Origin of the sequence: Actinocrinis sp., assembly GCF_035653575.1 — a bacterium.
Taxonomy (GTDB): Bacteria; Actinomycetota; Actinomycetes; order Streptomycetales; family Catenulisporaceae; genus Actinocrinis.
The window spans coordinates 37,203-49,751 of the sequence record NZ_DASRBQ010000186.1 but is presented as its reverse complement, the minus strand read 5'-3'; the positions used below and the strand labels follow the sequence as shown (position 1 = coordinate 49,751).

The window sequence follows — 12,549 nt, the reverse complement described above, 5'->3', positions numbered from 1 at the left end:
ACCCGTCCGGTTAGCCGTCAGAGCCGGCCGGAGTCGTGGTGACGGTGTAGCCCTCAGCCTTGTTCGCGGCGATCGCGAAGTCGTTGGTGAAGGTGGCGCCGAGGTTCACCGAGGAGGTGGCCGAGCCGATCAGCTCCTCCATCGCCAGCACCGTCTTCGGGCCGCCGGCCGGCATGATGCCGTCCGGCAGGAACTGGCCCTTGTCCTGCGTCAGGGCCGCGACGTAGTCGGCCTTGGTGACCAGGCTGTTCTGCACGTAGGACTGCGGGAGCTTGTCGGCGATGTCCGCGGCCGAGTGCGTGTTGATCCAGTGCATCGTGTCGACCAGCGCGTCCACGACCTTCTGCACGGTCGCCTTGTTCGCGTCGACCCAGTCGGTGCGGGCCAGCACGCCCGCGGCCGGCCAGGCGCCGCCGAGGGCCTGGGTCGCGCCCGCCGTGGTGGCCAGGTCGATGGCCGAGTAGGCCAGGCCCTTCTGCTCGAGAGCCGTGACCGTCGGCTGGGTGGTCATGACGCACTGCGCCGATCCGCCCTGGATGGCGGCGATGGCCGTCGCGCCCGCGCCGACCGCCAGCCGGTGGATCTGCGAGACCTTCAGGCCCTTCTGCGCGGCCAGGAACTTGGTCAGCGAGTCCGTGCCGGAGCCGAGGTCGGTGACGCCGAGGGTCTTGCCGGCGAAGTCCGCGGCCGAGTGCACACCGCTGTTCTTGCCGCACATCTCCCGCTCGCCCGGGGCTCCGGACAGCTGCACGATGTCCTCGACCGACTTGCCCTTGACCTGGAAGTCGATGGTGTGGACATACCAGGCGCCGGCCATGTCCACCTGCCCGGAGGCCATCGCGTCCTCGGCGCCGACACCGCCGTCGACCTCGGTGCTCAGCTGCATGTTGACGCCGTACTTCTTGTAGTAGCCCAGCTGCTGGGCCAGCTCATACGGCAGGTAGATCTGCTTGTCGATGCCGCCGACCATGAGTGTGACGGTCGGCATGCTGCCGCCGCCGGAGCCTGCGCTCTGGCTGCCGCCGCCGTTGCTGCTGCTGCCACACGCGGTGGCCGCGCCGAGGGCGAGCGCCCCCGCGATCGACAGGGAGAGGGTCCGCTTGAACATGACTCGCCGGTCCTTTCGTCATTGAGAGAGTGAGCCTGCTGCGGGAGGTGGAGGTGGAGCGTTGTGGTGCCGGGGCTGCGCGGGAAGGTCGCGCGAACCTCCGCGGCGGCGCGCCTAGATGGCCGCGGCCTCGGAGGGGGACGGCGGGCGCCAGGACAGCAGGCGGCGCTCGACGAAGGTGAGGATGAACTCGGCGACGAGTGTGATCACCGAGATCACCAGCATGCCGGCGAACACGCCGTCCGGGTCGAGGCTGCCCTGAGCGGTCTTGATGACCAGCCCGACGCCGTGCTCGGCGCCCAGCACCTCGCCGACCAGCGCGCCGACGATGGCGAAGCCGAACGCGGTGTGCAGGCTGGCGATGATCCAGGTCAGCGCGGACGGGAGGGTCACGTGCCGGATGACGTGCAGGTTCGAGGCGCCGAGCACCTTCACGTTGGCGATGATGTTGCGGTCCACCTCGCGTACGCCCTGGAAGGCGTTGAAGAAGACCACGAAGAACACCAGCACCGCGGACAGCAGCACCTTCGGGGTCACGCCGATGCCGAACGCGACGATGAAGATCGAGCCGAGCACGATGCGCGGGATCGCGTTCACGATCTTGATGTAGGGGCCGAGCACCTCGGCGAGGAAGCGGTTCTGCCCGAGTGCCAGGCCCAGCACGATGCCCGCGGCGGCGCCGATGCCGAAGCCGAAGACGGCCTCTTTGAGCGTGGTGAAGATGTCGGTCCAGAACGAGCCGAATTCGGTGCCGTTCTCGAACAGGTCGACCGTGCGCTTCCAGATCCCGGAGGGCTGGCCGTAGAAGAACGGGTCGACGATCTTCAGGGTCGTGAACAGCTGCCAGCCGCCGATCACGAAGACCGCGAAGCCGAGCCGGGCGGTCCACAGCAGCGCCACGCGCTTGCGCCGGGCGCGCCGGCCGGCCTCGGTGGCCGAGCGGTTCGCCTCGGCCGAGTCGGAACGCGCCGGGTTCGGGCTGATCGGGCCGGGCGCGGTGGATGCGATGCTCATGCGTTCACTCCTGCGGTGCGTGCGTAGGCGCGCTCCACCTCCTCGCGGAGCGACTCCCAGATGCGGTGCTGGATCTCGAGGAACTTCGGTTCGTAGCGGATTTCCTGCACCGCTCCGCGCGGCCGCGGCAGGTCCACGTCGTAGACCGCCTTGACCGAGCCCGGACCCGAGGTCATCACGACCACGCGGTCGGCCAGCGCGACCGCCTCGTCCAGGTCGTGCGTGATGAACAGCACCGACGGGCGCAGCTGCTCCCACAGCCCGAGCAGCTCGGTCTGCATGATCGCCTTGGTCTGCACGTCGAGCGCGCCGAACGGCTCGTCCATCAGCAGGATCTTCGGCTCGTTGATCAGCGCGGCGGCCATCGCCACGCGCTTGCGCATGCCGCCGGACAGCTGGTGCGGGTGGTGCTCCTCGAAGCCGGCGAGGCCGACCCGGCGCAGCCAGTCGCGGGCCAGGTCCCGGGCCTGCCGCTTGCCGAGCCCGCGGAAGATCGGGCCCATCTCCACGTTGCCGACCACGGTCTTCCACGGCAGCAGCGCGTCCTGCTGGAACATGAAGCTGATGCCTTGGGTGATCCCGGTCACTTCGCGGCCGCCGACCTTCACCGAGCCCTCGCTGGGCCGGTCGAGGCCGGAGACCATGCCCAGCGTGGTGGACTTGCCGCAGCCGGTCGGCCCGACCACGGCGCAGAACTGGCCGGGCTCCACGGTGAAGGTCACGTCGCGCAGCGCCGTGAACGCCTCGCCCTTCGGGGTGAGGAACCGCTTGGTCAGCCCCGTCACCTCGATCCGGGAGGCGTCCGCTTCGAACGCCCCGGCGACCGGTCTGTTCGCGAGTTGGTTTCGTGAAGCCATCTGTCCGTTCCCTCTGCGGTGCCTGCTGACTGCTTGTTACAGCCGGGTGGATTGGCGATGACGCTAGAGGCCGCGCCGGATTACGTCGCCGTTTCGCGCACATCCCGCGTTAGTCGCATTAACCGGGGTTCTGCGCGTTCTGCTCACGGGAAACCGCTGATCAACGAGGCGAGCCCGTAACAAGACCATCACGTTTGGGCGTGTGGGTGCGGGGCCCTTGTCGCGACGTGCGGATCTCGTCACAATCGGGCAAATGCGGCGTGCAACGATGCGCAGGCTCTCCACCCAGATCCTCGTCAGCCAGATCGTGATCCTGGTGGCGGTGGTCCTGGTGGGTTTCGTGCTGTTCGCCTACCAGCAGCGCGGGCAGCTCGACGAGCAGTACGAGCAGCGGGCCGCGGACATCGCGGCCACCGTGGCCGGAATCCCCGAGGTCGGCTCCTGCCTGGAGACCGAGGGCGGTGCCTGCGGGGACAGCATCCAGCAGATCGCCACCCGGGTGCAGAAGGAGACCGGCGCATCGTACGTGGTCGTCATCGACATGAACCGGGTGCGTCACTCGCACCCGAACCCGGCGCTGATCGGGCAGCAGGTCGAAGAGCCGATCGCGACCATGGACGGCAAGATCCACGTGCGCATGGACCCGGGCTCGCTGGGCCGCTCGGCCAACGGCAGGGCCCCGCTGTACGGACCGGACGGCGTGATGGTCGGCGAGGTCTCCGCGGGCATCACCGAGAACTCGATCACCAGCGAGCTGGCGCAGGAACTGCCCGGCGAGGCGCTGTGGGTCGCCGCCGCGCTGGCCGCCGCCGCGTTCGCCTCGTGGCTGCTCGCGGCGCGGCTCAAGCGCCGTACGTTCGGGCTCGAGCTCGACGAGATCACGACGTTGCTCCAGGAGCGCGAGGCCACGCTGCACGGCATCCGCGAAGGCGTGATCGCGTTCGACCCGGCCGGCCGGGTCACCATGATCAACGATGAGGCGCGACGGCTGCTCGGCCTGGGCACCGCCGGGATCGGCGGCCGCCTTGAGGACCTGGTCCCGGAAGGCCGGCTGCGCGACGTGCTCTCCGGCGAGATCGCCGGCCAGGACCAGGTGGTACTCACCGACGACTACTGCCTCACCGTCAACCGGATGCCGGTCACGCTGGCCGGCCGGTCGCACGGCGCGGTGGTCACGCTGCGGGACCGCACGGAGCTGTCCGGGCTGCTGCGCGAGCTCGACAGCGTCAGGGGCCTGACTGACGCGCTGCGGGCTCAACAGCACGAGTTCTCCAACCACATGCACACCGTGGCCGGCCTGCTCGAACTGGGCGAATCCGCCGAGGCGCTGCACTACCTCACCGACTTGGGCGGCGCCGAGGCCGAGTTCGCCGAGTCGGTCCGCTCGCGCATCGCCTCCCCGCTCATCGTGGGGCTCATCCTCGGCAAGGCCGCGGTAGCCAGCGAGCGCGGCGTCGTGCTCGCGCTCAGCGAGGACACCCTGCTGACCGAGGCCCCGGAGAAGGCGCAGGCGCTCACCACGATCCTCGGCAACCTGATCGACAACGCCTTCGAGGCGCTCGGCGGAACCGGCGCCGCGGGCGGCGGCCGGGCCCCGGGCGGTTCCGGCCGGGTCGAGGTCACGATCGTCGAGGACGACAGCGAGATCACCGTACGGGTCGCCGACGACGGTCCGGGCATCCCGCCGGGCGCGGCGGACTCGATCTTCGTCGACGGGTACACCACCAAGCCGGAACCCGGCTCCCGCCGCCGCGGTCTCGGCCTGGCCCTGGTCCACCGGCTGGTCCAGCGGCTCGGCGGGCAGATCACCGTCTCCGAAGGGCCGGGCGCGGTGTTCACGGTCCGGCTGCCCAAGCAGGCGCGCGACGTCGTACCGGCCCTGGCGAAGGCGGCCACCGGATGAATACCGACTCCGTGGGCCTCGATCCCGCGAGCGCCGATCCGATGCGGCCGGCGCCGATCCGCACGTTGATCGTCGACGACGACTACCGGGTCGCGAAGATCCACGCCGCGTACGTGGCCAGGACCGAAGGCTTCGAGACGGTAGGCCTCGCGCACTCGGCCAGGGAGGCGCTCGCGGCGGTGGACGCGCTGCACCCGGACCTGGTCCTCATGGACGTCTACCTCCCCGACGGCGACGGCCTCGGCGTGGTGCGCAAGCTGATGGAACGCGATGAGCACCCCGACTGCGTCGTCATCACCGCGGCGCGCGACGTGAACACCGTACGCACCGCGATGCAGCTAGGCGCGGTGCACTACCTGGTGAAACCGTTCGGATTCAACACGCTGAACGACAAGCTCAGCGCCTATCGCAGCATGCGATTGCGGATGGAGGCGCTGAAAGATCAAGCCGACCAGTCCGACGTGGACGCGCTCTTCGGCCTGCTGCGCGGCCCCGCCACGCTGCCTTCGAACCCGGTGAAGGGCCACTCCGCGCCGACGCTGGAGCTGATCCGTGACGCGGTGCGCTCGGCCCCGGCCCCGGTCTCGGCGGCCGAGGTCGCCGAGCAGGTCGGGGTGAGCCGGGCGACCGCGCAGCGGTATCTCAGCTATCTGGCTCAGCACGGCCTCGTGCGGCTCCAGCTGCGCTACGGCGTGACCGGCCGGCCCGAACACCTCTACACGGCGGCCGGCGCAGGGCAGTGATTCCGCGCAGTGAACTCAGACAGTGATCCCGGGCAGTGATCCCGGGCGGTGAACTCGGGCCGCGAGTCAGTGCACTCGTACGTGCCCGGAACCGCTCGTGATCAGCATTTGGCTCAACAGAGCCGCGCCCTGGCAGCTCGAACCCGTCGCATCCACCTCGTCCAGCTTGATCGTCAGGTCGAACTGGCCGCTGATGCCCTGATAGGCGCCGGTGCCCGAGCCCGCCACGATCGGCACCGCGTGGGATGCGGACACGCTGCCCGAGCACGTGCTCGTATTCGTCGGGAACTGGGTGCGCATCACCGCGACGAAGGCCTGGTCGAGCGCCGCGATGTCGAGTCGGAACGAGCCGTGGGCAAGGTCCAGCCGCAACTGGCTGTTGTGCTCGGGGTTGACCGAGCCGTCCGGGTTCACGCTCTCCGCCTTGCCGTAATCGGCGAGCGCGCCGGTGAGGATCACGCTCGAGTCCGGCCCGTCGTTGTCGGTGTAGTCCACCAGGTGCACGCTGTCGCCGCCCGCGGTAGATCGCAGCGGGCTGCGCCACTGCGTCCGCAGCGTTCTGATTGCTCGCCGCGTTCGGCGCTTTCGCCGCATCGGGGCCGCCAGGGATAGCCCGGGTAGGACCCTGATCGATCCCTGAGTCCGGCCCGGCGGAAACCGGGAACCGGCCGGCGGCGCGCGGGTTTCGGGCTGGCCCGCGGCGCCGCCGACCGGTTCGATCCGGTCCGGCACTGAGGTGCGAGTGCCGCTACCGGTCCAGGAGAGTCAGATCGCTTAGTTGTTCGCGCACACCGTGCCGTTGATGAAGAACGCGGTGGGCGCCGGATCCAGCCCGGTGTCCGTGCCGTTGAAGCCGACGCTCACCGTGCCGCCGCCCGCCGCGATGGTGCTGTTCCAGGACGCGGCGGTGACCGTCACGTTCTGGCCGGACTGGGTCCAGGTGCCGTTCCAGCCGGACTGCACCGCCTCGCCGGCGGCCGGCCAGGCGAAGGTCAGCGTCCAGTTGTTGATGGCGCTGGTTCCCTTGTTGGTCAGCGTGATGTTCCCGCCGAAACCGCCGGGCCAGCTGCTGCTGATCGCGTAGTGGACCGCGCAGGTGCTGTTAGCCGGGGGCGGGACGGTGAAGGTGACCGGGGGAGAGGGCAGCGATGGGTTGCCGTGAGTGTCGACCGCGACGACGTTGTACGTGTAGCTCGCGCCGATCGTCAGGCCACTGAGATTGAGCGTGGTGCCGGTCGGGCTGGCGACCAGGGTGCTGCTACCGCCGCTGCCGAGCTGGTAGACCTGGTAGTTCGCGACCGGGTACGTGCCCGCCGCCGAGGCGGTCCAGCTCAGCGTTCCGGTGCCGGTGTTGGTGCCGGAGGTGCTGGAGGACAGGTTCGACACGGTCGGCTGTCCGGGAGCGCCGGGCGCGGTCGCGCCGGTTCCGCCACTGCCGGGAATCTGGATCACGGTCAGCGAGTACGGGGCCACGGTCACCGATGAGGCAGAGCTCTGCGTCGTGCTGCTGATCGAACTGCCGCCGTTGGCATAGGTGTAGAGCGTCGGGCTGCCCGAGGGGGTGAAGCCGTTCAGCGCCAGATTCGCCGTGTACGAGTTCGACGGGTCCTCATTTTCGATCAGGACACTGAGACTACCGCCCGCGCGGCGCACCGCGTGCACCTTCACCAGCGCGTTTCCGGACGTGGTGTTCACCATCGTGTCACCCGGCGCGCCGAGCTTGGTGAGCAGCTCGATCGCGTAGTAGGGCGCGAACGGCGTCTCGACGGCCGGCTCGGTCACGCCGCTGTTATTGGCCCCGTTGGAGAAGATTCCGTAGTCGCCGTAGTCCTGCACGCCGGCGACCACGGCCGGAGTGTTCGTCCCCGGGCCGTTGTGCTCGTCCCACCAGTCGACGTTCACCACGCCGTTCTCCAGCCAGCTCATGTACATGTCGGCGCCGAACAGCGCGGCCGGCTGCGTGTCGGTGTCAATCGTCGAGTTCGTCTCGGTGACCAGGATCGGCACGTTCGCCGGGTTCACGCCGGCGTACTGCTGGATCTGCGAGTGCAGGGTCGAGACGATGCCGGAGATGTCGGTCGGATCGGTCAGCATCCCGGCCGCGTTCGAGCCGCCGGGGTAGTAGTGCACGATGACGCAGTCGGTCTTCGAGCCCAGCGCCTTGAGCACGGTCTGGTTCCAGGGCTGCGGGCTGGTGGTCGGGTTCGTGACGTTGTCCGGCCAGAAGCCGGGCGTGGTCAGGATCGCGCACACGTGGATGTTCGAGCTGACGGCCTTCATCGCGGATATGTAGTTCAGGACGCCGGTGGCGTAGGTGCTCGGTCCGCAGTTGTAGGTCTGGTTGGGCTCGTTGCCGATGGTGACGGGGCCGCCGGAGGCCGAGGTGGTGCAGTGGCTGTCGGCCTCCCAGTTCGCGCCGTAGGTGCCGTTGCCGTAGACCTCGTTGCCGACCTCCCAGTACTGGATGTTGTAGTGGTTGGTCACGTTCGCGTTCTGCACCCACGCCGCGGCCAGCGCCGGGGTCCCGGTGCCGTAGTTCACCGTGATGATCGGGCTGGTGCCGGCGGCCTGCGCGGTGCTCATGAAGTTGCTGAACGCGGTGTTCGGCGCGTCGTAGCCGCCCTGCGCGACGTTCGTCTGCCAGTTGTAGATGTCAGAGTACGAACCGCCGGGGTAGCGCAGTGCGTTGATTCCGGCGGCCTTGAGCAGGCCGGGGATTGGGGCGTCGTTCATATATCCGTCGTACACGGCGGTGTTCAGGCCGATCGCCCCGGACGGGATGGTGCCCAGCCCGGCCGTGGCGTTGACGGTCACCGAGACCGCGGTCGCCGCCTGAGCCGGGGGAGCGGCGACACCGGCCAGCGCGGTCGCGCCGAGGACCGCTGCGCCGATCCACGACACCGCCTTCCCTGATGGGTGCCTGGTCCTTCGAGCTGGGAGTGTCCGAGGTTTGCGTGCTGCCATAGCCCGACTCCTTGCCGGCCGGTGGGATTCGCGCCTCGGTCGGAAGGCGCGCACGCACACGGGTTACGAGCAATTCGGCGACTTGTCCACCAGCCCAGTGGCGGCCGGAAACCGCTCCGCATCAACGCGCTGTCGAATACCGTCGAATAGGCAGTTCCAGGGTCGTGGCGGTTGCGGACGTTCATACGTCGCTTGTCATGACGCTCGTGAAAGAACGAGAGCCGCCAAATGGGGAGCGCTCTCTGGAATCGCTTCAAAAGCTTCGGCGCTTGGGCTGAACTGAGCAGAATAATCAGGGCAATCACGACATTATTGCCCTTGACGAGTGCCGCGTATCGCGCGATGCTACCTCCGATTTGGAGAGCGCTCTCCAGCCTCTCCGGACTGCTCCGCCGCCATCATCCGTCCCGAGGAGTCGGCATGGCAGCCTCGCACGGCGCCGCGGCGCATCGAAGTCACCTTCCCCATCCACTCAGAGTCCTGGTAACGGCCGTCACGGCGATCTGCCTGGCGGCGTACGCGCTCGTCGCCGGCGGTCCGGCCGCGCACGCGGCGCCCGCGCTGCTCTCCCAGGGCAAACCGGCGACCGCCTCCTCCGTCAACGCCGGCAACTCCGCCGCATTCGCGGTCGACGGGAACACCGGCACCCGCTGGGAGAGCGCCTGGTCCGATCCGCAGTGGCTGCAGGTCGACCTGGGCACGACCGCGACCATCAGCCAGGTGGTGCTCCAGTGGGAGACTGCCTCGGCCAAGGCGTACCAGATTCAGACCTCTGCCGACGGCGCCACCTGGACCAGCATCTACTCCACGACCACCGGTCCCGGCGGCACCGAAACCCTGAACGTCACCGGCCCCGGCCGCTACGTGCGCATGTACGGCACGCAGCGAAGCACCGGCTACGGCTACTCGCTCTGGGAGTTCCAGGTCTACGGAACCACGTCCGGCGGCGGCGGCGGATCAGGAGCCTGCGGAACCACTAACGTCGCACTCAACCAGCCGGCCTCCGCCTCCACCACCGAGAACGCGGGCACTCCCGCATCCGCCGCGGTCGACGGCAACAGCGGCACGCGCTGGTCGAGCGCGTTCGCCGATCCGCAATGGCTCCAGGTGGACCTCGGCTCCAGCCAGAGCATCTGCCAGGTGGTCCTGCAATGGGAGGCCGCTTACGCGACCGCGTTCCAGATCCAGGTATCCGCGGACGACGCGACGTGGAACTCCATCTACTCCACGACCACCGGCACGGGCGGCACGCAAACGCTGAACGTCACCGGCACCGGCCGGTACGTGCGCATGTACGGCACGACCCGCGCGACCGGCTACGGCTACTCGCTCTGGGAGTTCCAGGTCTTCAGCGCGGGCAGCGGCGGGGGAGGAGGGACCGGCGGCGGCACGTGCTCTGATCCGGTGATCTCCAACTTCCAGCCGGTGAAGGCCTCTTCGTACAACGGCGGCAACGCGCCTGCCGCAGCGCTCGACGGCCGCACCACCACGCGCTGGGAAAGCCAGTACAGCGACCCGCAGTGGCTGTCAGTCGACCTCGGCGGCCCGGCGACGGTCACCTGCGTTGTGCTGAACTGGGAGACGGCGTACGCCACCGCGTACAGCATCGACGTCTCCAATGACGGCGCGGCCTGGAACACCATCTACTCGACCACCACCGGAAAAGGCGGCATCGAGACGCTGAACGTGTCCGGCGCCGGCCGCTACGTCCGGATCAACGGTACCGCCCGCGCGACAGGGTACGGATATTCCCTCTGGGAGTTCGAGGCCCACGGCACCGTCAATACCTCCGGCTCCACTCCCACGATCCTCTCCCCGCCAACCAAGGCCCCTGCGACTACCGGACAGTTCGCCCTCAGCACCCCCGCCGATGCCGCCATGGTCACCGACACGCGCCGGCCGGCCTTCACGTGGGCCGCGGTCTCCGGCGCCGCGCACTATCAGGTCTGGATCAACATCAGCCGCACCGACTACGACTGGACGGCCTCCGGCAACCTGCTCGATTTCTTCACCAAAGTCGCCGAGCCGACCGGCACCAGCTACACCCCGACCTGGGACCTGCCGGACCGCTGGACCTACAAGTGGTTCGTCGTCGCGGTCTCCGGATCCGGCGCGACCACGACCTCCAACATCCGCGGATTCAGCGTCTACCTGCCGACCGTCAGCACCGTCGCCGACGGGGTTCCGGTGATCAACGGGATGCGCGACCTGAACAAGGACGGCGCCATCGAACCCTACGAGGACTGGCACAATCCGGTCTCCATGCGCGTCAACGATTTGCTCAGCCGGATGACGTTGCAGGAGAAGGCCTACCAGATGTTCTACAACAACCAGGCCTATCCGCAGTCCGGCTGGATCTTCGGCCCGGCGCAGCCCGCCGACCTGAACAACTACCTGCTGGCCTCCTCCGGCACCCGGCTCGGCATCCCGCCGATCGCCGCCGGCGACACCATCATGGGTTATCAGACTACGTACCCGGCGCAGAGCGCGCTGGCCGCCGGACGTGACTACCCGCTGGACTACAAGCTCGGCGACATGCAGCGCAAGGAGGAGGTCCAGGCCGGGGCGCGCGGCGTGCTCGGACCGCTGGCCGAACTCGGCACCAAGGTGCTCTACCCCCGCATCCAGGAAGGCAACGGAGAGAACGCCGACGTGGCCGCGGCGCAGGTGCGCGCGCTGGTCGCCGGATTGCAGGGCGGCCCGGAACTCAACGACCAGTCGGTGCTGGTGACCGTCAAGCACTGGCCCGGTGAGGGCGCGGGCGGCGAATCAGGGATCACCTACGACGGGACCACGATCAAGTACACGATGATCCCGTGGCAGGCCGCGATCGACGCCAACGCCGGCAGCGTCATGACCGGTTACGCCGGCGCGACCTACCTCGACCCGAGCGGCGCCGGCGCGGGCAACAGCGCGCCGATCATCAACTACCTGCGGCAGAATCTGGGTTACACCGGGCTGATCACCACAGATTGGCTGCCGTCGGGCGCGTGGGTCAGCGCCGCCCAGGCCGGGGCCGACGTGATGGGCGGCGCAGACCCCGGCGCCGCCGGCTTCTCGATCGACGGCTTCGCATCCAGCGTGCCGCTGAGCCGGATCAACGACTCGGTGACCCAGATTCTCACCGTGAAGTTCAAGCTCGGCCTGTTCGAGAATCCCTACGGCGACCCGGTCAACGCGCCGTTCCGCTTCCATCAGCCCTCGTACGCCGCCCTGGCCAACCAGGCGTCGCGCGAATCGATGACCCTGCTCAAGAACGACGGCGCGCTTCCGGTCAAACTGAATTCCGGGGACAGCATCGTGGTGACCGGCGCCCGCGCCGCGGACGGCCCGGCCTGCTGCCTGTGGACCAGCTACTTCCACTCCGAGTACGGCTCGCTCGACTTCCTCGACGCGATCAAGGCCAGGGCCGCGCAGGCCGGAGTCAACGTCTACCAGGACACCTCACCGACCACGCCGAAACTCGCGATCGTCGCGGTCGGTGAGGCATCTTACACCCACGCCACCAACTGGGTGAAGGAACAGCCGTACCTGCCGCCGGACCAGCTCTCGATCATCCAGAACTTCAAGAGCCAGGGCATCCCGGTGGTGGTGCTGCTCGTGCTGCCGCGTCCCTATGTCATCTCCGACTGGAACGGCCTCGCCGACGCCATCGTGGTGACGTACCGCGGTGGCGAGGAGATGGGCCCGGCCGCAGCGAGCCTGCTCTTCGGCGACTACGCGCCGACCGGCAAGCTGCCCTGGCAGCTGCCCGCCGGCATGGACCAGGTCCTCACCCCCGGCGGCACCGACATCCTCGCCGACGCCGTGGAGAACTGGGACCTGCCCTACGATCTGGGCGCGACCGACGCCCAGCGGACCGATATCAGGGCGCACATCGCGGCCGGCCAGACCGTGCCCACCACCAATGGAAGCCCCCTGTATCCCTACGGCGCCGGCTTGCAGGGCTGGTGAGGTGAC

General features: G+C 68.7%; 8 protein-coding genes. 3 read left to right on the top strand and 5 right to left on the bottom strand.

Translation table 11 applies throughout. From position 1 onward, the window contains the following. Positions 1-10: 10 nt before the first annotated feature. The 3 genes from VFA06_RS25455 to VFA06_RS25445 all read right to left on the bottom strand — a co-directional run bounded on the left by VFA06_RS25455 (position 11) and on the right by VFA06_RS25445 (position 2,979). Positions 11-1,108: an ABC transporter substrate-binding protein gene (locus VFA06_RS25455; protein WP_324843254.1), complete on the bottom strand. Its 1,098-nt coding sequence runs from the start codon at positions 1,106-1,108 to the stop codon at positions 11-13. A 114-nt stretch (positions 1,109-1,222) separates the two neighbouring features. After that, positions 1,223-2,122 (bottom strand): ABC transporter permease, encoded by a 900-nt coding sequence (locus VFA06_RS25450; RefSeq protein WP_324843253.1) that lies wholly within the window; start codon positions 2,120-2,122, stop codon positions 1,223-1,225. Continuing rightward, positions 2,119-2,979, bottom strand: a complete 861-nt coding sequence (locus VFA06_RS25445) for an ABC transporter ATP-binding protein (RefSeq protein ID WP_324843252.1) — start codon at positions 2,977-2,979, stop codon at positions 2,119-2,121. The genes VFA06_RS25450 and VFA06_RS25445 overlap by 4 nt, the downstream gene beginning before the upstream one ends. A 253-nt stretch (positions 2,980-3,232) precedes the next feature. Here VFA06_RS25445 and VFA06_RS25440 point away from each other — a divergent pair, with 253 nt between their 5' ends. Continuing rightward, positions 3,233-4,882 (top strand): sensor histidine kinase, encoded by a 1,650-nt coding sequence (locus VFA06_RS25440; RefSeq protein WP_324843251.1) that lies wholly within the window; start codon positions 3,233-3,235, stop codon positions 4,880-4,882. After that, a complete protein-coding gene (locus tag VFA06_RS25435) occupies positions 4,879-5,625 on the top strand; it encodes a response regulator (RefSeq protein WP_324843250.1) in 747 nt (248 codons plus the stop codon). Before VFA06_RS25440 ends, VFA06_RS25435 begins: the two co-directional genes overlap by 4 nt. 66 nt (positions 5,626-5,691) lie before the next feature. On the opposite strand, the gene VFA06_RS25430 is transcribed toward VFA06_RS25435, so the two are convergent. Next, a complete protein-coding gene (locus VFA06_RS25430) occupies positions 5,692-6,120 on the bottom strand; it encodes a hypothetical protein (RefSeq protein ID WP_324843249.1) in 429 nt (142 codons plus the stop codon). A 279-nt stretch (positions 6,121-6,399) separates the two neighbouring features. Further along, the gene (locus VFA06_RS25425) at positions 6,400-8,526 is read right to left on the bottom strand and encodes a cellulose binding domain-containing protein (RefSeq protein WP_324843248.1); all 2,127 of its coding nucleotides are present in this window, start codon (positions 8,524-8,526) and stop codon (positions 6,400-6,402) included. A gap of 483 nt (positions 8,527-9,009) precedes the next feature. Here VFA06_RS25425 and VFA06_RS25420 point away from each other — a divergent pair, with 483 nt between their 5' ends. Then, the gene (locus VFA06_RS25420) at positions 9,010-12,543 is read left to right on the top strand and encodes a discoidin domain-containing protein (protein ID WP_324843247.1); all 3,534 of its coding nucleotides are present in this window, start codon (positions 9,010-9,012) and stop codon (positions 12,541-12,543) included. Positions 12,544-12,549 lie beyond the last annotated feature (6 nt).

Excerpts from the sequence above, each read along its gene's own strand:
- VFA06_RS25455 (WP_324843254.1), bottom strand. The coding sequence starts at position 1,108 with ATGTTCAAGCGGACCCTCTCCCTGTCGATCGCGGGGGCGCTCGCCCTC.
- VFA06_RS25445 (WP_324843252.1), bottom strand. The coding sequence starts at position 2,979 with ATGGCTTCACGAAACCAACTCGCGAACAGACCGGTCGCCGGGGCGTTC.
- VFA06_RS25435 (WP_324843250.1), top strand. The coding sequence starts at position 4,879 with ATGAATACCGACTCCGTGGGCCTCGATCCCGCGAGCGCCGATCCGATG.
- VFA06_RS25420 (WP_324843247.1), top strand. The coding sequence starts at position 9,010 with ATGGCAGCCTCGCACGGCGCCGCGGCGCATCGAAGTCACCTTCCCCAT.
- VFA06_RS25440 (WP_324843251.1), top strand. The coding sequence starts at position 3,233 with ATGCGGCGTGCAACGATGCGCAGGCTCTCCACCCAGATCCTCGTCAGC.
- VFA06_RS25450 (WP_324843253.1), bottom strand. The coding sequence starts at position 2,122 with ATGAGCATCGCATCCACCGCGCCCGGCCCGATCAGCCCGAACCCGGCG.